The sequence below is a fragment of the Dietzia lutea genome (assembly GCF_003096075.1).
Classification (GTDB): Bacteria; Actinomycetota; Actinomycetes; order Mycobacteriales; family Mycobacteriaceae; genus Dietzia; species Dietzia lutea.
In genome coordinates this window covers 1,271,634-1,293,144 of sequence record NZ_CP015449.1, presented here as the reverse complement: position 1 = coordinate 1,293,144, position 21,511 = coordinate 1,271,634, and the positions used below count along the sequence as shown (strand labels likewise).

The window sequence follows — 21,511 nt, the reverse complement described above, 5'->3', positions numbered from 1 at the left end:
GTCGCCGCACCCTCGTGTCGTAGTGGTGGGGCACGATGGGCCCATGACCTCGCCGGCGGACCGTCCCCTTCCCGACAGCCCGACGACAGCGCATCCCGCGTCCCTGCGGGCGCGTGCCGACGAACTCCTGGGGGCCCTGGCGGGGCCGGGCGCACGGCTGCGGGAGGACCAGTGGACCGCGATCGAGGCGCTGGTGGCCGACCGTCGGCGCGCCCTGGTGGTCCAGCGCACCGGCTGGGGCAAGTCCGCGGTGTACTTCATCGCCGCGCGGCTGCTCCGTGAGCTCGGTTCCGGTCCCACGGTGATCGTCTCGCCGCTGTTGGCGCTCATGCGCAACCAGGTCGAGGCGGCGGCCCGGGCCGGGGTGCGGGCGGCGACCATCAACTCGGCCAACATGACCGAGTGGGACGAGGTGCGCGCGTCCGTCCGGGCCGGAGAGGTGGACGTGCTGCTGGTGAGCCCCGAGCGGCTGAACAACCCGGATTTCCGCGACACCGTGCTGCCGGCGCTCGCCGCGGACGCCGGGTTGGTCGTGGTCGACGAGGCGCACTGTGTCTCCGACTGGGGTCACGATTTCCGGCCCGACTACCGCCGGATCCGCACCCTCCTCGCCGACCTGCCGGAGGGGGTGCCGGTCCTGGCCACCACGGCCACGGCCAACGACCGCGTGGTGCGCGACGTGGCCCAGCAGCTCGGCGTGGGCGTGAGCGGTCTCGCGCGGCAGGCTCCGGCCGCCGACGACTCCGGCGCCTCCGACACCATCGTGCTCCGCGGCGGACTGGACCGCGAGTCGCTCCGACTGTCGGTGGTGGAGATCGACGACTCCGAGACGCGCGCGGCCTGGCTGGTGGAGAACCTCGACTCGCTGCCGGGTAGCGGGATCGTCTACTGCCTCACCGTCGCCGCCGCCGAGGACATGGCCGAGCTGCTCACCTCGGCCGGGCACCGCGTCAGCGCCTACACGGGGCGTACCGACTCCGGCGAGCGGGAGGAACTCGAGCGCGCCCTCCTGGACAACGAGGTCAAGGCGCTGGTCGCCACGTCCGCGCTGGGTATGGGTTTCGACAAGCCCGACCTGGGGTTCGTCGTCCACCTGGGGGCGCCGCCCTCCCCCATCTCCTACTACCAGCAGATCGGCCGCGCCGGACGCGCCGCGGACCGGGCCGAGGTCGTCCTGCTCCCGGGGCCGGAGGACCGCGCGATCTGGAACCACTTCGCGTCGTTGGCCTTCCCTCCGGAGGACGTCGTCCGGCGGGTCCTCGACGCACTGGAACCCGACCGGCCGCAGTCGACGCAGGCTCTGGAGCCGGCCGTGGATCTGGGCCGGACGCGGCTGGAGATGGTGCTCAAGGTCCTCGACGTGGACGGCGCGGTCCAGCGGGTGCGCGGCGGCTGGGTCTCAACCGGGCGGCCGTGGCACTACGACGCCGAGCGCTACGCGGGTCTGGCGGAGGCGCGGCAGGCCGAGCAGCAGGCGATGATCGCCTACGAGCGCACCGACTCCTGCCGCATGGAGTTCCTGCGCGCGCAACTCGACGACCCCACCCTCGACCCGGCGTCGACCGGGTGCGGCCGCTGCGACAACTGCACCGGCGAGCGCCGCACCTCGGACGTCGATTCCGGCGCGTTGACCCGGGCACGCGAGGCGCTGGAGCGGCCCGGCGTGGTGCTGCCGCCCCGCCGGCAGTGGCCCACGGGCCTGGCCAAGCTCGACGTACCGCTCAAGGGCAAGATCGCCGACGGTCCCGCCGAGGGACGCGCTCTCGCGCGCCTCACCGACCTCGGCCTGGGGCAGAAGCTGCGGGCGCTGCTCGCCGAGCCCGATCAGGACGCGCCCGAATGGCTGACACGCGCGTGCGTACCGGTCCTGCGGGAGTGGGGCTGGTCCGAACGGCCCACCGGGGTCGTCGCGCTGGTCTCCGGCGAGCAGCCGCAGCTCGTCGCTAGCCTCGCCGGCGCGCTGGCGCGGATGGGGCGCATGGAGCCGCTCGGCGAGCTCACCCGCGACCCGGCGCTGCCGCCGGTGACCGCGCAGAACTCGGCCTACCGCGTGGCGCAGCTGTGGGGCACGTTCTCCGGCCCGGCCACTGCGCCGGACGGGCCGGTCCTGCTGGTCACCGACGTTCTCGGCACGGGCTGGACGGTCACCGAGGCGGCGCGCCACCTGCGGGAGAGCGGGGCCTCCGCGGTCCTGCCCCTGGCCGTCGCCGCCGCGGGTTAGGCGACCGCCGGTGATCGACAGGGTGGCACCGGCAGGGGATCATCGACCCATGGTCACTTCGACGAGACCGTCGCCCACGGCCCGGCCGGGCACCTCCACGACCCGGTCTGATCGGTCATGAGCGTCCTGACGGTGGCCGCCCTGTCGCTGGGCTTCGTGCTGCTCATCGGCGGCGGTGAAGTGCTGGTGCGGGGCGCCGGCGGTCTGGCCGCCGTCCTCGGGATCTCCCCGCTGGTGGTGGGACTCACCGTCGTCGCGTTCGCCACCTCGGCGCCGGAACTCGCGGTGAGCGTCGATGCCGCGCTGAGCGGATACCCGGGATTGGCCGTCGGCAACGTCGTGGGCAGCAATATCGCGAACATTCTGCTCATCCTGGGGCTGACCGCGATCGTCGCCCCTCTGGTGGCGACGTCCCGGATCGTGCGAGTCGACATCCCCATCATGGTGCTGTTCTCTCTGGTGGTGCTTCTGGTGGCTCTCGACGGCACGATCAGCTTCCTCGACGGTCTGCTGCTGTTCGCCGGCCTCGTGACCTATACGACCGCGACGATCGTCATCGCGCGCAAACAGGATGGAGACCGGGCCACCGAGGCATTGGACACCGCGGCCGGTGACGGCGCGGGCGAGACGACGCCGACCGGCGGCGACACCTCGCGCCCGGTCCTCCTCAACAGCGCTCTCGTGATCGCCGGGGTGGCGCTGCTCGTGATCGGGGCACGGCTACTCGTCACCGCGGCCAGTGATCTCGCGTCGGCCTGGGGGATGAGTGACCTGGTCATCGGTCTCACGGTGGTGGCCATCGGCACTTCCCTCCCGGAACTCGCAACGAGCCTCGTGGCGGCGATCCGCGGCGAACGCGACCTCGCCATCGGCAACATCGTCGGTAGCAACATGTTCAACATCGGCGCGGTTCTCGGAATGACCTCGCTCATCACGCCGATCGGGGTCGCCCCAGGGGCCATCCGCTTCGACCTGCCGATCATGCTCGCCGTCTCGCTGGCTCTGCTCCCGATCGCCTTCACCGGGATGGCGATCAAGCGGTGGGAGGGACTGCTCTTCGCGGGGTTCTACGCCGCGTACGTCGCCTACGTGGTGCTGCAGGCCGCCGACCACGACGCGTTGGATCCGTTCAGCGCCGCCATGCTCTGGTTCGTCATCCCCATCACCGCGCTGTGGCTGATCGTGTTGGCCACCTACGAACTCGGTGTCCGGCGGGTACGCGGTCAGGCCCGCGGCCGGCCCGTCGCGAGAGACGACGGCGGCCGCGAGGGCGGTTGAGGGGAGGCGGCCCCGCAGCGGCCGCCGGACGGCTCAGACCTCTCGCGCCATCGCCCGGCCGGCCTTCATGCCGGAGAAGATGCACCCGCCGAGGAACGTGCCCTCGAGCGAGTTGTAGCCGTGGACTCCGCCCCCGCCGAATCCGGCGACCTCGCCCGCGGCGTACAGGCCCGGGAACGGCTCGCCTCCGGGCGTGAGGCACTGGGAGTCGAGCGTCGTCTCGATCCCTCCGAGGGTCTTGCGCGTCATGAGGTGCACCTTGATCGCGATCAGCGGGCCACCCGAGCCGGCGGCCGAGCTCTTGCCCGGGCCGGAGTCGGCGAGCAGGCGGTGCGGCTTGGCCAGGCGGGTGAGCTTGTCGGTGAGGACCCGCCGCGAGTTGTGGATCGCCTGGACCTGGGCGTCCTTGGCGAACGGGTTGTCCATCTGCCCGTCCATCGCCAGGACGAACTCCCGCACCTTCTCCACGTCCAGCTCCGGCTCGCCCTCGCGCAGCAGCGCGTTCATGCCGGCGACCATCTCCTCGAGCGTGTCCGCCACCACCCAGTCGACGCCCTTCTCGGCGAAGTCGGCGATCGACGGGGGCAGCCCGCTGCCCGCCTTGGACGCGAACTTCCTGATGCTCTTGTCGGTCAGCTCGGGGTTCTGCTCGGAGCCGGAGAGGATGAACTCCTTGCCGGCTATCGCCGAGTCGAGGATGAACCACGAGTAGTCCTGGCCGGCTCGGCGGATCGCCTCGATGGACGCCGTGGTGTGGAAGCCCGGGAAGAGCGGCACGGGCATCCGGTCGCCGTTCGCGTCGAGCCACAGGGTGGACGGTCCAGGGATGATGCGGATCGCGTGGGAGGGCCACACGGGCGCGAAGTGGGCCACGCCCTCGGTGTAGTGCCACATGCGGTCGCGGTTGATGAGGTTGGCGCCGGACTGCGCGGAGATCTCCAGGATCCGTCCGTCCACGTGCTCGGGAACCCCCACGATGAGGTCCTTCGGCACGTCGCCGAGACGGTCGGCGGGCCAGTACTTGCGCACCAGATCCGGGTTGCCGCCGATCCCACCGGAGGCCAGCAGCACGGCCTTCGCCCGGAACTCGAACTCCCCGGTCTCCTCGCGGGACGAGGCGACGCCGCGGTCGTGGTCGCAGGGCACCAGCGTCGCGCCTCGTACGCCCACCGCGCGGCCGCCGTCCAGCACGATCTCGTCCACCCGGTGGCGCACCGCGAAGCGGACCAGGCCGGCGCGGGCGGCGTCGCGGACGGGCTCCTCGAAGACGCGGACCACCTCGGGCCCGGTCCCCCAGGCCACGTGGAAGCGCGGGACGGAGTTGCCGTGCCCCGCCACGTCGCCGCCGCCACGCTCGGCCCAGCCGACGGTGGGGATGATCCGCAGGCCCAGGTCGTGGAGGTACCGACGCTTCTCCCCCGCGGCGAACTCGACGTACGCACGCGCCCACTGCCGCGGCCAGTGGTCCTCGGCGCGGTCGAACCCGGCCGAGCCGAGCCAGTCCCGCCACGCGAGTTCGAGCGAGTCCTTGATGCCGATCCGTCGCTGCTCCGGGGTGTCCACGAGGAACAGCCCGCCGAGAGACCAGAACGCCTGCCCGCCGAGGTTCTTCTCGCTCTCCTGGTCCACCACGAGCACCTTCTTGCCCGCGCGCGTCGCCTCGTAGGTCGCCACGAGGCCGGCCAGGCCGTGCCCGACCACGATGATGTCCGGGGCGAACCCGGGCTCGGGCGCGGGCAGCGGTCCGGCGTTGGCGGCGCGGGACGTCGACGGCGGCTGCCACGCCGGGTAGACGGGGTGGACGGGCCGGGCCTCGCCGGTGGTGCGTGCGGAACGGGACGCGAAACTGGTCATGGGTCCAGTGTGCCCGGTCACTCCAGGAGGTGGCGCAGGTATCGCTCGGGTGCGTCGAGGTAGCGACGGTAGTGGTCCACCATCGCGAGGTCCTCCCACCGCGCCCGGTGCATCCCCTCGTCGGAGAGCTCGTACACCGCGGCGCCGGGGACCGAGGCGAGGATCGGCGAGTGGGTCGCCATGAGCACCTGCGCACCGCGCCGGTCGGCCAGCTCGAGCAGCAACGCCACCAGCCGGAGCTGCGCGTCGAACGACAGGCCCGCCTCCGGTTCGTCCAGGACGAACAACCCGCCGCCGTCGAACCGGGAGGTGGTGAGGATGTCCCAGAACGCTTCGCCGTGACTGCGCGAGTGGAAGTACTCCGCGGGTCCTGAGGTCTGATCCGCCTGCGAGGACTGCAGGTAGGTGAACATGCCGTGCATGGTCTCGGCGCGCAGGAAGTAGCCCCACCGGGACGCGGCTCCTCCGCGGACCAGGCGCAGGTCCGAGTTCAAGGATGACTCCGACCTCCACGTGACGTCCCGGCCGTTGACGGACCCGCCCTCGGCGCCGAGACCGAAGGCCATGGCGACGGCCTCGACGATCGTCGACTTGCCGGCGCCGTTCTCGCCGACCAGCACGGTGAGGTCGTCCAGCTCGAGCCCCTCGCGGAGCAGCTGCGCGACCGCCGGGATCGAGTACGGCCACTGGTCCGCCGGCCAGGGGAGGTCGGGGTCGGGCGCGGCCGTCACCCGGACGACCGGGCGGGGGTCCAGGACACGGTCTCGGCTCACCCGGCCACGGTACCGTTGCCCTCATGCGGATCCACCAGATGAACTGCGGGACGTTCGCGGGCCTGGCCCCCACGCGCGTACTGCTGCTCGAGGCGCCGGGCGGCCTCGTGCTGGTGGATTCGGGGATCGGGCTGGCGGACATCGCCGACCCCGCCGGCCGCCTCGGCGCCGCGCGCCACGTCCTGCGCCCCGCGCTGCGCGAGCGCGAGACGGCGGTCCGTCGCATCGAGGCCCTGGGGCTGGATCCGCGGGACGTGCGGCACATCGTCCTCACCCACCTGGACCTCGACCACATCGGCGGCCTCGCCGACTTCCCCGACGCGCAGGTGCACGTCTCGGCGCAGGCCCTCACGTGGGCGGTGCGCACGCCGCGCTTCCTGGAGCGTCGGCGTTACCGCCGCCGCCAGTGGGCGCACGGGCCGCGCTTCACCGAGTACTCGTTCGGCGCGGACCGGTGGGAGGGCTTCAGGGTGCGCCCCCTGGGCCATGTCGCCGAGGGGATGCTGCTCGTGGACCTGCCGGGGCACACCGTCGGGCACGCGGGGGTGTTCGTACCGGGTCGCGGTGGCGTCCCGGCCGCGGGTGGGGACGGCGACGACGACAAGGACGTCCTCCACGCCGGTGATGCCTTCTACCACCGGGGCCAGCTCGGCTCCACGGGCCGGGTGCCGGCGTGGGTCCCGGCCATGGAACGCGTCATGGCCCTGGAGCCGGCCGCGGTCGCGGTGACCCACGCCCGACTCGCCGAGTTGGCCGCTCGCCGCGGCGACTCGCTGGACGTGGTGTGCGCGCACGACCCCTCGGGACCCGGGGGCCTGTAGATGGTCCGCGTCCGCGACACCGCCTGGACACCGGCCGAGCGCACCCGGCCGGACGCCGACCTGCCCGAGCGCGCCGACGCCCTCGCGGACCTCATGCGCGGCCGCCGCACCGTCTTCCTCACCGGCGCGGGCATCTCCACGCCCTCGGGCATCCCCGACTACCGCGGGCCCGACTCGCCGGGCCGCACCCCCATGACCTACCAGCAGTTCGTCGGCGACCCCGCGTTCCGCCGTCACTACTGGGCCCGCAACCACCTGGGGTGGCGGCACATGGAGGCCGCCCGCCCCAACGCCGCGCACCTGCTGCTCGCCGAGTGGGAGCGGCGCGGCACCCTCACGGGCGTCATCACGCAGAACGTGGACCTGCTCCACCTCAAGGCCGGCAGCCGCCGACTCGTCGACCTGCACGGCACCTACGCGGTGGTCACGTGCCTCGCCTGCGGGCTCCGCCAGAGCCGGTGGGCCCTGCACGAGCAGCTGGACCGTCTCAACCCCGGCTTCGCCGAACGCGTCGCGACCCGCGGCGCGATCGAAGTCGCCCCGGACGCCGACGCCGTCCTGGAGGACACCGCCGACTTCCACATGGTGGACTGCCCGCGTTGCTCCGGAGTGCTCAAGCCCGACATCGTCTACTTCGGCGAGAACGTCCCCGCGCACCGCGTGCAGGAGGCCAACGCCCTGGTGGACGGGTCGGACCTCGTCGTCGTCGTCGGCTCGTCACTCACGGTGCGCTCCGGCTACCGGTTCGTGCGACGCGCGGTGACCACAGGCACGCCCGTCGCGGTGATCAACCGCGGCCGCACCCGCGCGCACGACGAGGCCACCCTCACGATCGACGGCGACTGCGTCGAGGTCCTCACCAGAGTCGACCGAGCGCTGGGCACGTAGACCGCGGCCGGCGGCGAGCACCGCGCGGCCCGGCCCCCCGGGGTGCGGTCGCTGTGCGGGCCGCCACAGGCGCACACTGGGACCATGAGCACAGATCTGAGCCCCGCCGCCGCGCTGGACCGACTCCTCACCGGCAACCGTCGCTACGTCGACGGCGCCAACCTGCACGCCCACCAGGACCCCGCCCGCCGCGCCGAACTCACCGGCGAGCAGCACCCCTTCGGCCTCGTCTTCGGCTGCGCCGACTCGCGCGTGCCCGCCGAGGTCGTGTTCGACCAGGGGCTGGGCGACCTGTTCGTCGTCCGCAACGCCGGCCACATCGTCGACCCGTCCGTGCTCGGCTCGATCGAGTTCGGCGTCGACGTCCTCGGCATCCCGCTCACCCTCGTGCTGGGGCACACCTCGTGCGGCGCGGTCGGCGCCACCATCACCGCGATCGACTCCCACTCCACCCCGTCGGGCTACCTGCGCGACGTCGTGGAGCGCATCGCCCCGGCCGTGTTCGAGGCTCGGCGCGACCCGGACGCCGGGTACGACGACGTGGTGATCGAGAACGTCCGGCAGACGGTCACCGCGATCCGCGAGAAGTCGGCGGCCGTCGACCGCGCGATCACCGAGGGCCGCACCGCGATCGTCGGCGCGATCTACAACCTCGAGGCGGGGACCGTCACACCCGTCCACACCGAGGGCACGGTCAACGGGGGCTGATCCCCGCGCCGGTCAGACGGCGACGAGATCGTCCGCGTGCACCAGCGGGCGGCCCTGGCCGGCGGCGCCCGTCCCCGACTGCCGCTCGGCGAGCCGGGAACGGACCTCGATCGAGTCGTACTGGGCGATGCCCCGGGCCACGACCCGCCCGCCCGAGTCGTGGAGCTCGATGACGTCGCCGAAGTGGAACAGCCCGTCGACGCCGGTGACCCCGGCGAGTAGCAGCGACCGACGCGAACCCGTCACCGCGCGCACGGCGCCGTCGTCGAGAAGCACCGCGCCGCGCGCGTCGGCGGCGTGGCGGACCCAGAAGCGGCGGGCGGTCATCCGCTCGGGGCGGGCCGCGAAGACCGTCCCGACGGTCGGCTCGGCGGCGAGCGCCTCGGCTGCCCGCTCCGCGGAGGTGAGCAGGACCGGGATCCCCGCGTCGGCGGCCAGGCGGGCCGCCGCGAGCTTGGAGGCCATACCGCCGGTACCGAGCGCTCCCCCGGCGCCGGCCACCACGCCGTCGAGGTCTCCCTCGCCGCCGACCATGGTCACCGCGGTCGCGTCGCCCTTGCGGGGGTCCGAGTCGTAGAGGGCGTCGACGTCCGAGAGCAGGATGAGCGCGTCGGCGCTGATGAGGTGGGCGACCAGGGCCGCCAGCCGGTCGTTGTCGCCGAAGCGGATCTCGTTGGTCGCCACGGTGTCGTTCTCGTTGATCACCGGCACCGCCCGCAGGGTGCGCAGGCGGTCCAGGGTGCGCTGCGCGTTGGCCGCACTGTCCCGGCGGCCGATGTCGGCGGCGGTGAGCAGGACCTGCCCCACCACCCGGTCGTAGCGGGCGAACGAGTCACCCCATGCGCGCGCCAGTTCGAGCTGCCCGACGCTCGCGGCGGCCTGCTTGGCGGACAGCGTCGCGGGCCGGGTGGTCATGCCCAACGGGGCCATCCCGGCGCCGATCGCACCCGAGGACACCACGAACACGTCCGACCCGCCGGTCATCCGCGTCTGGCAGACGTCCGCGAGGGTGTCCAGCTCGTCGCGCCGGATCCCGCCGTGGAAGCTGGTGATCGCGGACGAGCCGATCTTGACCACCACGCGGCGGGCCGTGCCGATGCGACGGCGCAGCTCCCGCTCGGTGGTCACTCCAGGATCTCCTCGTCCGGGTCGATGAGGCCGCGGCGCACGCGCTTGCGGTACTTACGCTCGGTGGCGCCCACGCGCTCGTCGGACTCGAGTCGGATGTCCGTGCCGCGGCCGGTGCGCATGAGGTCGACGCCGGCCGGGGTCTGCGGCTCCCACTCGAACGAGACGTCGCCGATCGTGACCGTGCAGCCCTCCTCGGCGCCGGCCTTGATGAGCGCGTCCTCCACGCCGATCCGGGCGAGGCGGTCGGCGAGGAAGCCCACGGCCTCGTCGTTCTCGAAGTCGGTCTGACGGATCCAGCGCTCGGGCTTGACGCCGGTGACGACGAAGTCGCCGGGCGAGGCGGGGTCGGGGTGGACGTCGAACTCGCCGGCGTCCACGGCCCTGGGCCGGATGACGATGCGCTCGGGCGCGGCGGGCGGGTTGGCCTTCCGGTGCGCCTTCACCAGCTCGTAGAGCCCGAAGCGCAGCTCGTCGAGTCCCTTGTGGGCGACCGCGGAGATGGCGTACACGGGCCACCCCCGGGCCTCGAACTGCTCGCGGACCATCTCGGCCATGTCGGCGGCGTCGGGTACGTCGATCTTGTTGAGCACCACCACGCGCGGCCGGTCGGACAGGTCGCCGATCCCGGCGTCGGAGAGCTCGGATCGGTACGCCGCGAGCTCCGCCTCGAGGGCGTCCACGTCGGAGACCGGGTCGCGGTCGGACTCGAGGTTGGCGCAGTCGACGACGTGGGCCAGGACGGCGGTGCGCTCGATGTGGCGCAGGAAGTCCAGGCCGAGCCCGCGGCCCTCGCTGGCGCCGGGGATGAGGCCGGGGACATCGGCGATCGTGAAGGTGTCGTCGCCGACCGAGACCACCCCGAGGTTGGGCACCAGGGTCGTGAACGGGTAGTCGGCGATCTTGGGCTTGGCCGCGGAGAGCACCGAGACGAGGGAGGACTTGCCGGCGGACGGGAAGCCCACGAGCCCGACGTCGGCCATCGACTTGAGCTCGAGCGTGACGTCGCGGACCTCGCCGGGCTCGCCCAGCAGGGCGAAGCCGGGCGCCTTCCGGGCGCGGGACGCCAGGGCCGCGTTGCCGAGACCGCCCTTGCCTCCCTCGGCGGCGACGAACCGGGTGCCGGTGCCGACGAGGTCCGCGAGGACCTCACCGTTCTCGTCGAGCACGACGGTGCCGGGCGGGACCGGGAGCACGAGGTCGGCGCCCTGGGCGCCGTTGCGGTTGGCACCCATACCGGGCTGGCCCTTGCCGGCGCGGGCGTGGGGCCGGAAGTGGAAGTCGAGCAGGGTGTGGACCTGCGGGTCCACGACGAGCACGACGTCACCGCCGTTACCGCCGTTGCCGCCGTCGGGCCCGCCGAGCGGCTTGAACTTCTCGCGATGCACGGACGTGCAGCCGCGGCCGCCGTCCCCCGCCGCGAGGTGGAGGACGACGCGGTCGACGAATCTCGACATGGTGGGGACTCCTCCTGGTGACGGACGACGGTGGATTGGTGGGGCTGGCGCAAATACTCTCGGGGGCCGGGTGTGGGGTCGATCAGACCCCGCCCGGCCCCCGAGGGCGATTCACGTGTGGTTCGGTCGGCTAGGAGGCTCAGGCCTCGGCGCCGGCCGACACGATGTTCACGGTCTTGCGGCCGCGCTTGGTGCCGAACTCCACCGCACCGGCGGAGAGGGCGAACAGGGTGTCGTCGCCGCCGCGGCCGACGTTCACGCCCGGGTGGAACTTGGTGCCGCGCTGGCGCACCAGGATCTCGCCTGCGTTGACCTCCTGGCCACCGAAGCGCTTGACGCCGAGACGCTGCGCGTTGGAGTCACGACCGTTACGGGTGCTGGACGCGCCCTTCTTGCTTGCCATGTCCGAGTCCCTCCTTCAGGGAGCACGCCCGAGGGCGCTGAGCTGGTGGCCTTGCCGGCCGGTGACGGATTACTTGATACCGGTGATCTTGACGACCGTCAGCTTCTGACGGTGGCCCTGACGCTTGTGGTACCCGGTCTTGTTCTTGAACTTGTGGATCCGGATCTTCGGGCCCTTGGTCTGCTCGACGATCTCGCCGGAGACGGTGACCTTCGACAGGGCGTCGGCGTCGGAGGTGACGGCCGAGCCGTCCACCACGAGGATCGGGGACAGCGACACGGAGGTTCCGGCCTCGCCCTCGATCTTCTCGACCTTGACCTGGTCCCCTTCGGCGACCTTGTACTGCTTGCCGCCGGTCTTGACGATCGCGTACATCGAGGGCTTCCCCTTGCTTCTCGGGTGTGCGGCCGCCGGGGCGACCGCACCTGGTGTGCGGTGTTCTCTCATGCTCGCCGGCTCGCGCCGGTCGGAGGTCGTCGGCCACGCCGGTCCGTGTGGACCGGGCCCGCGACTCCTCGCGCGGCGACATAGCGCCGCGACGAGCGACCTGTCAAGGTTACGGTCCGGCGGCGCAGCAGGTCAAACCGACCGCGCCGCCGGACCCGCGGCCCGGCCTCTCAGTCGCTCGTGGGAGCCGTCGTCGACCGGGTCGCGCGTCGCCTCGCGGGGCGTTTGCGCGGCTCGGCGACCACGGCGGTCGGCGCCTGCGCCAGCGGCGCGGCCTCGACCTCGGCCGGGGGTTCGCCCGAGGCCGCCGGAGCCGCAGACGCCGCCGTGGCGGCGCCGGCCGCGCTCCCGGTCACCGCGGTGTCCGCCGCGGCGGCACCCGCCTCGCGACGGGTCGACCGGCGCCGGGGCCGCTGGCCGGACGCGGCGTCGGTGGCCGTGGCGCCGGTGGACGCGCCGGCTGCGGCCCCGCCCCCCGACGTCGCGGACTCGACCTCGTCCACGACCGTGTCGGCCTCGGCCACCGCTTCGGACTCGGCCTGCGGTGTCTCGACGACCTCGGTCGCGGCGGTGTCCGCGGCGGCGGTCTCCGGGGCGGGAGCGTTGCTCGCCGCCCGCCGCGACGCGCGACGCCGCCGCGCGGGGCGGGTGACGCCCACGGCGTCGGAGGAGTCCGCCTCACTCGCCTCGGGGACCGCCGCGGGAGCGGTCTCGCCGGCAGTGGAGGTCGCCTCCGCCGCCGGGGTCGCGGCCGCGGCCCCTGCCGCGGACGTCGCCGACGGGGCGTCGGCCTCGTCAGCACGGGCCTCGGCAGCACCGGCCTCGGCCGGCGGGGCGGTCACCACGACGGGTGCGGCGGCATCGGCGACCTTCTGGTCCGCCGAACCGGTGTCGGCGCTGGCCTTCTGACCGGCCGAGCGGGAGTCGTCGGCCTCGGTCGGCGATGCGCCCACAGGGTCGGTCGTGGCCGTGCCCGCGGCGTCGGTACCGCCGGCGTCGGCCTCGGCGTTCTGCCGGGCGATCGCCAGCGCGGCCGGGTGGGCGGCCGGCGCGGGGCCGTCCTTGCGCGGTGCCTGCTTGGGCGCGCCCGAGTCGGACTCCCCGGAACCCTTGCCGTTTCCGTTGCCGTTGCCGCCGCGACGACGTCCGCGCTTGGCGCCCGGCTCGTCGGCGTTGTGCGACTCGGTGTGGAGGGGGTCGGCGTGGACGATGAGCCCGCGGCCCTGGCAGTGCTCGCACGGCGTGGAGAACGCCTCGACCAGGCCGGTGCCCAGCTTCTTGCGGGTGAGCTGGACCAGGCCGAGCGAGGTGACCTCGGAGACCTGGTGCCGGGTGCGGTCGCGGCCGAGCGCCTCGGTGAGTCGGCGCAGCACGAGGTCGCGGTTGGCCTCGAGGACCATGTCGATGAAGTCGATGATCACCATGCCGCCCACGTCGCGCAGGCGCAGCTGACGCACGATCTCCTCGGCGGCCTCGAGGTTGTTCTTGGTGACGGTCTCCTCGAGGTTGCCGCCGGAACCGGTGTACTTGCCGGTGTTGACGTCGATGACGGTCATGGCCTCGGTGCGGTCGATCACCAGGGAGCCACCGGACGGCAGCCACACCTTGCGGTCGAGCGCCTTGGCCAGCTGCTCGTCGACACGGTGGGTCGCGAACACGTCCACGTCGGGATTGTCGTGCCGTTCGAGCCGTTCGACCATCTCGGGTGCGACGCGCGAGACGTAGCCGTGGACCGTGTTCCAGGACGTCTCGCCCTGGATGACGAGCTTGGAGAAGTCCTCGTTGAACAGGTCGCGGACGACCTTGACCAGCAGATCGGGCTCCTCGTACAGCGCGACGGGCGTGCCGGAGCCGGAGTCGGTGCGCTTGGCGGCCGCCTCGGAGATCTCGGTCCACTGCGCGGCGAGCCGTTCGACGTCGCGACCGATTTCCTCGGCGCTGACGCCCTCGGCGGCGGTGCGGATGATGACGCCGGAGCCCTCGGGGACGACCTCCTTGAGGATCCCCTTCAGGCGGCGCCTCTCGGTGTCGGGCAGCTTGCGGGAGATGCCGGTGGAGTTGCCGTCGGGGACGTAGACGAGGAACCGGCCGGCCAGCGAGATCTGGGTCGACAGGCGGGCGCCCTTCTGCCCGACGGGGTCCTTGGTGACCTGGACCAACACCATGTCGCCGGACTTGAGCGCCTGCTCGATACGCCGGGCCTTGCCGCCGAGCCCGGCGGCCTCCCAGTTGACCTCGCCGGCGTAGAGCACGCCGTTGCGGCCGCGTCCGATGTCGACGAACGCCGCCTCCATGCTGGGCAGGACGTTTTGCACGCGGCCGAGGTAGACGTTGCCGACCATCGAGCGGGCGGACTCGGTGGTGACGAAGTGCTCGACGAGCACCTTGTCCTCGAGGACGCCGACCTGGGTCATGAGGCCCTTGCCGTCGGTCCGCTGCTTCTCGCGGACCACCATGACGCGGTCCACGGCCTCGCGGCGGGCGAGGAACTCGGCCTCGGACAGGATCGGCTGGCGGCGGCGGCCGGCCTCACGGCCGTCGCGCCGACGCTGGCGCTTGGCCTCGAGTCGGGTCGAGCCGGTGATGCCCTGGACCTCGTCGGGGGACGTGCCGGAGCCCTGTCCCCCGCGTCCGGTGCGGCGGCGTGGGTCGCGCTCGTGGACCTCCGTGTGGGGCGGGTCGTCGCTGGACGTCTGGACGTCGTCGGCGCCGGAACCCCCGCCGCGACGACGACGACGGCGACGCCTCCTCGAGCCCGACGGGGCGCCCGAGGAGTCGTCGGACTCGTCTCCGTCGTCGTCTCCGGAATCGTCCTGCCCGTCGGCGTCGTCGGCCGTCCGGTCCGCGGCGTCGTCGGCCGTCCGGTCCGCGGCGTCGTCGGAGCGGTCGCGGCCCGTCCCGCGGCCCGTCGTCCCGGCGTCCTCGGACGCGTCGGCGACGTCGGAGTCCCCGGAGGGCGCGGTGGCTGCGGAGCGGTCGTCGGCGTCACTGTCGTCACTGTCGGCGTCGTCGGACCGGGCGGTGCCCGCGTCCGGACCGGAGGCGGTGTCCTGGCCGTTCTGCTCGTCGACGCCCTCACCACGCCCGCGGCCGCGGCCCCGACGGCCACGCCGACGACGACGGGTGCCGCCGTCACCGGACTCGGACTGTTCGGTCGAGTCGGCCCGCGACGTCGAGTCGGACTGCGCCGTGGAGTCCGACTGCGCGGTCGAGTCGGCCTTCTCGGTGGCCGCGGCGGTGTCCTCGGGCGAGAGGAACAGGGGGGAGAACGAGGGGGTCGCGGTGGAGCGACGACGACGGTTGCCGGGCTCGGCGGCGCCCACCTCGCCGGTGACGATCGCGATCTCCGGCAGCGGCGGCCTGTTCCTCGCGTCGGCCTTTCCACTCCCGGTGCCGGCGGCCCCCGAGCGGGTGTCCTCGGCCGGGATGGTCTCGTCGGCGGTCCTTGCGGCGCTCTTCTCCGCCGCGGTGGCCTTCTCGGCGGTCTTCTCGGCGGTGGTCTTGCGCGCCGGACTCTTACGGGCGGACGCCTTCCGGGCGGATCCGGTCCCGGCCGTCTCCCCCTCGTCGGGGGCCACGTCCGCTCCCGTCGCCTCGGCGGCGGTCTTGCGCGCCGGGGCCTCGTTCGCAGGGGCCTTCTCCGCAGGAGACTTCTTCGCCGCTGACTTCTTGGCGGCGGCCTTGCGCGCCGGGGCCTTCTTCGCGGGCGCCTCTGCGGCAGGAGCCTCCGCTGCCGTGGCCTCCGCCGCATCGGCGGGCTGCTCGGTGGCGGACTGCTCGGCGGCGGGGGCCACCCGGCCGACCGCGGCGTCACCGGCCGGCGCGTCGGAACGGCTGTTGAACCAGGTCAGCAGCACGTCCCGGGTCACGCCGGACTGGGCGCTCTTGATCTCCACCCCGATCCCGGCCATGGCGGCCAGGAACTCCTTGCTGGTCATGCCCACGGCCTTGGCCGCGGCGTGCGCGCGCATCCTCTCGGGCAGCGCGGCGAGGTCGTCGATTGTCAGGTTCGGATCCGACACGTGTCTCCTCCGGCCGGACTCCGGGCGCGATCACGTCACCGGAAAACCGGTGACCCACGCCGCCGCACGGGGTCGGGCGTCTTCTGGTCTCGGCCCCGCCGTGGCGGGGCAACGTCTTGTGGTCCGCGGTACCGGGACGAACCGGGCCGCGGGTGGCGGGCGCCCGTTCCGGGGCGGACTGGTGGTCCACTCGCCAGGATGGGCTTCGACCATTCTCCCACACCGGGCGCCGGAACGTCGCCGTCCGGGCACCACGAAATGGCGACGCGCCCGTCGGGCCGGGGGCCGACGGGCGCGTGGGCAGCGTCGTCGCTGCAGGGGCGGCGGGAACTACAGACCGGGGAACCAGAGCGCGATCTCGCGCGCCGCCGACTCCTCGGAGTCCGAACCGTGGACGAGGTTCAGCTGGGTCTCGAGGCCGAAGTCGCCGCGGATGGAACCCGGCGCGGCCTTCTCGACGGGATCGGTGCCACCCGCGAGCTGTCGCCACGCGGCGATCGCACGGGGTCCCTCGAGGACGCCGGCGACGACGGGACCGGAGGTGATGAACTCGAGCAGATCGCCGTAGAACGGACGCTCGGCGTGCTCCGCGTAGTGCTCGGCCGCGGTCTCCTGCGGCACCCGCCGCATGTCCATGGCGACGATCCTGAGCCCCTTGGCCTCGATACGGGACAGGATGGTGCCGGTCAGGCCGCGCTCGACTCCGTCGGGCTTGATGAGGAAGAAGGTTCTCTCGGTCACGGCGGCAATGCTACAAGCACATAGACGGCCGGGGTCGCGCGGCAGGGCCGCTCAGTCGTGCTGACTGGGCAGGTATCCTCCGGCCATCCGTCCCGCCAGGTCGCGGCGCAGGAACAGGATGTACCCCCACACGGCCGCGAACAACAGGCCGGAGACGCCCATCGACCAGTGCACGGCCCACCCCGCCACGGCCAGGGCCGCGAGGGTCAGGTTCATGGGGATCGCCCAGGGCTTGCGCTGGAGTCCGCTGGCCACGAGCATCGCGATCGCCAGCAGACTGACGAACCACACCTTCCACGGTTGGAAGTGCGCGCCGTCGTCGAGCCGCGCGATCACCGTGAGCACCAGGCCGATGACGATCGCCTCGAGCACCAGGGTTCCCGCCATGATGCCCCGCAGGCCCTTCCACGGGTCCACCGACGGCTCGTGTGCGGTGCCCCGGGGTCCGGGGGTCGGGTCGGTCACTGTGCGTCCTTTCCGAACAGGCTGCGGGCGGCACCGGCGGTCACCACGGAGCCGGTGACGAGGACGCCAACGCCGGAGACGTCGTCGTCCGCGGTCGGGTCCGGGACGCCCACGAGATCCAGGGCGGCGCTGACCGCGTCGGGCAGGGTGTCCACCACGTGGACGCGCTGCGCGGTGAACCGCTCCTCCGCGATCCTGGCCAACTCGTCGATCTCCATCGCCCGCGGTGACGCCGAGCGGGTGACGACGACCTCCTCGACCACGGGCTCCAGCGCCGCGAGGAAGGCGTCGGCGTCCTTGCCGTCGAGCATGGCGACCACGGCGACCAGTCGCTTGAAGTCGAACTCCGAGGTGACGGCCTCGGCGAGCGCGCGACCCCCGTGGCCGTTGTGGGCCGCGTCCACCAGGACGGTGGGGCTGGAGCTGAGCCGTTCGAGACGGCCGGGGTTGTCGACCGCGGCGAAGCCGGCGCGGACGAGTTCCGGGTCCAGCGCCCTGTCGGGCCCGGCACCGAAGAACGCCTCGACCGCGGCCAGGGCGGTCGCGGCGTTCTCGGCCTGGTGCTCGCCGAACAGGGGCAGGAACACCTCGGGGTACTCGCCGCCGAGCCCGCGCAGGGTGAGCTGCTGTCCGCCCACGGCGAGACGCCGCTCCACGACGTCGAACTCGGAGCCGAGACGCGCCACGACCGCGCCGACCTCGACCGCACGGCGGATCAGCACCTCCATGGCCTCGGGCTCCTGCCGGCCGATCACGGCGACCGGGTCCCGCGGCAGCAGGTCGTCGGAGGGGCCCGGCTGGATGATCCCGGCCTTCTCCCCCGCGATCGTCGCGAGGTCCTCGCCGAGGTATTCGGTGTGGTCCAGGCCCACGGGGGTGATGACGGAGACGGCCGGCCGCACGACGTTGGTGGCGTCCCAGGTCCCGCCCATCCCCGTCTCGATCACCGCGACGTCGACGGGCGCGTCGGCGAACGCGGCGAACGCCATCGCGGTGAGCACCTCGAAGTAGCTCATCCGCGGGCCGCCCGCCTCCTCGGACCGCTGGTCGACCAGTTCGAGGTAGGGCTGCAGCTCGCGATAGGTGTCGACGAAGGTCCGCGCCGTGATCGGCTCGCCGTCCATCGCGATGCGCTCGGTGACGCTCTGCAGGTGCGGGCTGGAGTTACGCCCGGTGCGCTGGTGCAGCGCCCGGAGCAGGGCATCGATCATCCGGGTCACCGACGTCTTACCGTTCGTCCCGGCGACGTGCACCACGGGGTACGCGTGCTGCGGGTCGCCGAGGATCGAGGTCAGCTCGGCGATCCGGTCCAGGCTCGGCTCGAGGCGGGACTCGGGCCAGCGGGTGGCCAGCTCCTCCTCGACCGCCGCGAGCTCGGCCGTGTCGGCCTGCCACTCGGGGCTGCCCACCTCGGGGATCGGGCGCGGCGGCAGGTGGTCGTCACCGTCGCTCTCCTCGTCCCCCGGGATGGGCCCGCCGAGTGGTACGCCCGACACGAGCCCGTCCTCGCCGAGCATCTCGGCGACGTCCTCCTCGGTCGGGGTGTCCCATCCCTCCTCCGGATCGTGGGGCGGGAGCCACTCGCGGTCACTCACGCGGAGCCACTCCCCGCCGGCATCGCCTCGAGACGGGCGGTGATCCGGGCGACCTCGGCCTCCGCCAGGTCGCGCCGGGCCCGGATCTTGTCGACGACGTGGTCGGGCGCCTTGCCCAGGAACGCCTCGTTGCCGAGCTTGGCGCCCGTGGTCTCGAGTTCCTTGTGGGCCGCCGCGAGATCCTTCTCCAGGCGACGACGCTCGGCGGCGAGGTCGATCGTCCCCGACGTGTCGATCTCGACGTCCACTGTCGACAGGCCGAGCCGGACCTCGAGCGACGCCGTGGCCGTGAAGTCGTCGGCGGCCGTCGTGAGGCGGGCGAGCGAGGCCACCTGATCGAGCAGATCGGCCGGCAGGTCCGCGCCGTCCACGCCACCGATACGCGCCGGCACGCGCTGACCGGGATTGAGGCCCTGGTCCGAGCGGAACCGACGGATCTCCGTGACCAGCGTCTGGGCGTCGCCCACCCGCCGCACCGCGTCGGAAGCGTCGTCGGCCGGGACCACGTCAGTCGGCCACGGGGCGATCACGAGCGATTCACCGCCGGTGAGTGCGGTCCAGAGGGTCTCGGTGACGAACGGGATCACGGGGTGCAGCATCCGCAGCAGCACGTCCAGGACGTGGCCGAGCACGAGCCTCGTTCGCTCGGCCCGCTCGGAGACGCGGGACTCGTCGTCGTTCCCGAACTGGACCTTCGCGAGCTCGAGATACCAGTCGCAGACCTCGTCCCACGCGAAGTGGTAGAGGGCCTCGCAGGCCTTGGAGAACTCATAGCGCTCCAACGCCTCGTCGACGGTCTCCCGCACCTGCCCCAGACGGTGCAGGATCCACCGGTCGGCGTCGGTGAGATCCGCGGCGTCGGGCACCGGCCCGACCTTCGCGCCGTTCATGAGGGCGAACCGGGTGGCGTTGAAGAGTTTGGTCGCGAAGTTGCGCGAGGCCTGGGCGGAGTCGTCGCCGACGGACAGGTCGCCGCCGGGGTGCGCGCCACGCGCGAGCGTGAACCGCAGCGCGTCCGCGCCGAAGCGGTCCACCCAGTCCAACGGGTCGATGCCGTTGCCCTTGGACTTGGACATCTTCTGACCGTGCTCGTCACGGACCAGCCCGTGGAGGAAGACGTCGGTGAACGGGACCTTGCCCGGCGCGGCCTTGTCGCCGCTGAGCGCGCGGCCCACGAACGTGCCGAACATCATCATGCGCGCCACCCAGAAGAACAGGATGTCGTAGCCGGTGACCAGCACCGAGGTCGGGTAGAAGCGCTCGAGGTCGGTGGTGCGCTCGGGCCAGCCCATCGTGGAGAACGGCCACAGCGCAGACGAGAACCACGTGTCGAGGACGTCGGCCTCCTGCGTGTACCCGGCGGGCGGCTCCTCGTCGGGGCCCACGCACACCACCTCGCCGTCCGGCCCGTACCAGATCGGGATCCGGTGGCCCCACCAGAGTTGGCGCGAGATACACCAGTCGTGCATGTCGTCGACCCAGTCGAACCACCGCGGTTCCTGGCTCGTCGGGTGGATCACCGTGTCGCCGTCGCGGACGGCGTCGCCGGCCATCTTCGCCAGTTCCTCGACGCGGACCCACCATTGCAGCGACAAGCGCGGTTCGATCGGCTCCCCGGAACGCTCCGAGTGACCGACCGAGTGCAGGTAGGGCCGGACCTCCTTGACGATCCGCCCCTGCGCCGCGAGGTCCTCGCGGACCGCCGCGCGTGCCTCGAAACGGTCCATGCCGTCGTAGCGGGTGCCGGTGCCGGTGATGTGGCCGGTGGCGTCCATGATCGTGGGCATCTCGAGACCGTGCCGCTGGCCGATGGCGAAGTCGTTGGGGTCGTGCGCGGGCGTGACCTTGACGGCGCCCGTGCCGAACTCGGGGTCCACGTAGTCGTCGGCGACCACACGCATGGTCCAGCCGTCTCGGAACGGATGCGGGATCTCGGTGCCCACCAGATGCGCGTAGCGCTCGTCGTCCGGGTGGACGGCGATCGCGGTGTCGCCGAGCATGGTCTCGAGACGGGTCGTGGCCACGACCAGGTGCGGCTCGGAGTCGTCCATCGAGCCGTAGCGGAAGCTGACCAGCTCGCCCTCGACGTCGGAGTACTTGACCTCGATGTCGGAGATCGCGGTCTGTAGCGTGGGCGACCAGTTGACCAGTCGCTCCGCGCGGTAGATCAGCCCCTGGTCGTAGAGCTCCTTGAAGATCGTCTGGACGGCGCGGGACAGGCCCTCGTCGAGGGTGAACCGCTCACGCGACCAGTCCACACCGTCGCCGAGGCGACGCATCTGCTCGCCGATCGTGCCGCCGGACTCACGCTTCCACTCCCAGACCTTCTCGATGAACGCCTCACGACCGATCTCGTGACGGTCGATCCCCTCGTCGCGGAGCTTCCGGTCCACCAGGGTCTGCGTCGCGATGCCGGCGTGATCCATGCCGGGGAGCCACAGCACCTCGTACCCCTGCATGCGCCTGCGCCGCGTGAGCACGTCCATGAGGGTGTGGTCGAGCGCGTGTCCCATGTGCAGACTGCCGGTGACGTTCGGTGGGGGCAGGACCACCGAGTACCCGGGCTTGACGCTGGACGCGTCGGCCTCGAAGTAGCCGGCGTCCACCCAGCGCTGATACAGCTCGGCCTCCACCTCACCTGGGTTCCAGGAGGCGGGCAGGGCGTCCGCGCGGTCGGCGTTCGGAGGGGAAGCGGCTGGAGTCGTCACCC

At 72.6% G+C, this 21,511-nt stretch carries 16 protein-coding genes; 5 read left to right on the top strand and 11 right to left on the bottom strand.

Going from position 1 to position 21,511, the window contains the following annotated elements; all coding sequences use genetic code 11:
* Positions 1-43 precede the first annotated feature (43 nt).
* Positions 44-2,221, top strand: coding sequence for a RecQ family ATP-dependent DNA helicase (locus A6035_RS05825; RefSeq protein ID WP_108846993.1), 2,178 nt, complete (start codon positions 44-46; stop codon positions 2,219-2,221).
* A gap of 117 nt (positions 2,222-2,338) precedes the next feature.
* On the top strand, positions 2,339-3,499 hold the full coding sequence (locus A6035_RS05820) for a calcium/sodium antiporter (protein ID WP_108846992.1): 1,161 nt from the start codon (positions 2,339-2,341) through the stop codon (positions 3,497-3,499).
* Between the two features lie 33 nt (positions 3,500-3,532).
* Here the strand turns inward: A6035_RS05820 and A6035_RS05815 are convergent, their stop codons facing one another.
* On the bottom strand, positions 3,533-5,353 hold the full coding sequence (locus A6035_RS05815) for an FAD-binding dehydrogenase (protein WP_108846991.1): 1,821 nt from the start codon (positions 5,351-5,353) through the stop codon (positions 3,533-3,535).
* Between the two features lie 17 nt (positions 5,354-5,370).
* On the bottom strand, positions 5,371-6,126 hold the full coding sequence (locus A6035_RS05810) for an AAA family ATPase (RefSeq protein WP_108846990.1): 756 nt from the start codon (positions 6,124-6,126) through the stop codon (positions 5,371-5,373).
* A 23-nt stretch (positions 6,127-6,149) separates the two neighbouring features.
* Between A6035_RS05810 and A6035_RS05805 the strand changes: the two genes are divergently transcribed.
* From A6035_RS05805 to A6035_RS05795, 3 genes are all read left to right on the top strand, one after another.
* On the top strand, positions 6,150-6,947 hold the full coding sequence (locus A6035_RS05805) for an MBL fold metallo-hydrolase (RefSeq protein WP_108846989.1): 798 nt from the start codon (positions 6,150-6,152) through the stop codon (positions 6,945-6,947).
* Entirely contained in the window at positions 6,948-7,835 is an 888-nt protein-coding gene (locus A6035_RS05800; RefSeq protein WP_108846988.1) for a Sir2 family NAD-dependent protein deacetylase, read from the top strand.
* Between the two features lie 84 nt (positions 7,836-7,919).
* Entirely contained in the window at positions 7,920-8,543 is a 624-nt protein-coding gene (locus tag A6035_RS05795) for a carbonic anhydrase (RefSeq protein WP_108846987.1), read from the top strand.
* A 12-nt stretch (positions 8,544-8,555) separates the two neighbouring features.
* Here A6035_RS05795 and proB read toward each other — a convergent pair whose 3' ends face one another.
* The 9 genes from proB to A6035_RS05750 all read right to left on the bottom strand — a co-directional run bounded on the left by proB (position 8,556) and on the right by A6035_RS05750 (position 21,509).
* Positions 8,556-9,671, bottom strand: a complete 1,116-nt coding sequence (proB, locus tag A6035_RS05790) for a glutamate 5-kinase (protein WP_108846986.1) — start codon at positions 9,669-9,671, stop codon at positions 8,556-8,558.
* Positions 9,668-11,128: a GTPase ObgE gene (gene obgE, locus A6035_RS05785; RefSeq protein WP_108846985.1), complete on the bottom strand. Its 1,461-nt coding sequence runs from the start codon at positions 11,126-11,128 to the stop codon at positions 9,668-9,670. Before obgE ends, proB begins: the two co-directional genes overlap by 4 nt.
* A gap of 139 nt (positions 11,129-11,267) precedes the next feature.
* Positions 11,268-11,531 (bottom strand): 50S ribosomal protein L27, encoded by a 264-nt coding sequence (gene rpmA, locus A6035_RS05780; RefSeq protein ID WP_108846984.1) that lies wholly within the window; start codon positions 11,529-11,531, stop codon positions 11,268-11,270.
* Between the two features lie 69 nt (positions 11,532-11,600).
* A complete protein-coding gene (rplU, locus tag A6035_RS05775) occupies positions 11,601-11,906 on the bottom strand; it encodes a 50S ribosomal protein L21 (RefSeq protein WP_108846983.1) in 306 nt (101 codons plus the stop codon).
* A gap of 242 nt (positions 11,907-12,148) precedes the next feature.
* On the bottom strand, positions 12,149-16,000 hold the full coding sequence (locus A6035_RS05770; protein ID WP_108846982.1) for an Rne/Rng family ribonuclease: 3,852 nt from the start codon (positions 15,998-16,000) through the stop codon (positions 12,149-12,151).
* A 330-nt stretch (positions 16,001-16,330) separates the two neighbouring features.
* On the bottom strand, positions 16,331-16,741 hold the full coding sequence (gene ndk / locus A6035_RS05765) for a nucleoside-diphosphate kinase (RefSeq protein ID WP_007628950.1): 411 nt from the start codon (positions 16,739-16,741) through the stop codon (positions 16,331-16,333).
* A gap of 51 nt (positions 16,742-16,792) precedes the next feature.
* Complete coding sequence (locus tag A6035_RS05760) at positions 16,793-17,206, bottom strand: DUF4233 domain-containing protein (RefSeq protein WP_108846981.1); 414 nt, start codon at positions 17,204-17,206, stop codon at positions 16,793-16,795.
* The gene (gene folC, locus A6035_RS05755; RefSeq protein WP_200836470.1) at positions 17,203-18,801 is read right to left on the bottom strand and encodes a bifunctional tetrahydrofolate synthase/dihydrofolate synthase; all 1,599 of its coding nucleotides are present in this window, start codon (positions 18,799-18,801) and stop codon (positions 17,203-17,205) included. Before folC ends, A6035_RS05760 begins: the two co-directional genes overlap by 4 nt.
* Positions 18,798-21,509, bottom strand: a complete 2,712-nt coding sequence (locus A6035_RS05750) for a valine--tRNA ligase (RefSeq protein ID WP_108846980.1) — start codon at positions 21,507-21,509, stop codon at positions 18,798-18,800. The genes folC and A6035_RS05750 overlap by 4 nt, the downstream gene beginning before the upstream one ends.
* Between the last annotated feature and the right edge of the window lie 2 nt (positions 21,510-21,511).

What these genes read in the sequence shown, in the direction of transcription:
- rplU (WP_108846983.1), bottom strand. Translation starts at nt 11,906, where the DNA reads ATGTACGCGATCGTCAAGACCGGCGGCAAGCAGTACAAGGTCGCCGAA.
- A6035_RS05825 (WP_108846993.1), top strand. Translation starts at nt 44, where the DNA reads ATGACCTCGCCGGCGGACCGTCCCCTTCCCGACAGCCCGACGACAGCG.
- A6035_RS05795 (WP_108846987.1), top strand. Translation starts at nt 7,920, where the DNA reads ATGAGCACAGATCTGAGCCCCGCCGCCGCGCTGGACCGACTCCTCACC.
- A6035_RS05815 (WP_108846991.1), bottom strand. Translation starts at nt 5,353, where the DNA reads ATGACCAGTTTCGCGTCCCGTTCCGCACGCACCACCGGCGAGGCCCGG.
- rpmA (WP_108846984.1), bottom strand. Translation starts at nt 11,531, where the DNA reads ATGGCAAGCAAGAAGGGCGCGTCCAGCACCCGTAACGGTCGTGACTCC.
- obgE (WP_108846985.1), bottom strand. Translation starts at nt 11,128, where the DNA reads ATGTCGAGATTCGTCGACCGCGTCGTCCTCCACCTCGCGGCGGGGGAC.
- A6035_RS05800 (WP_108846988.1), top strand. Translation starts at nt 6,948, where the DNA reads ATGGTCCGCGTCCGCGACACCGCCTGGACACCGGCCGAGCGCACCCGG.
- A6035_RS05805 (WP_108846989.1), top strand. Translation starts at nt 6,150, where the DNA reads ATGCGGATCCACCAGATGAACTGCGGGACGTTCGCGGGCCTGGCCCCC.
- A6035_RS05820 (WP_108846992.1), top strand. Translation starts at nt 2,339, where the DNA reads ATGAGCGTCCTGACGGTGGCCGCCCTGTCGCTGGGCTTCGTGCTGCTC.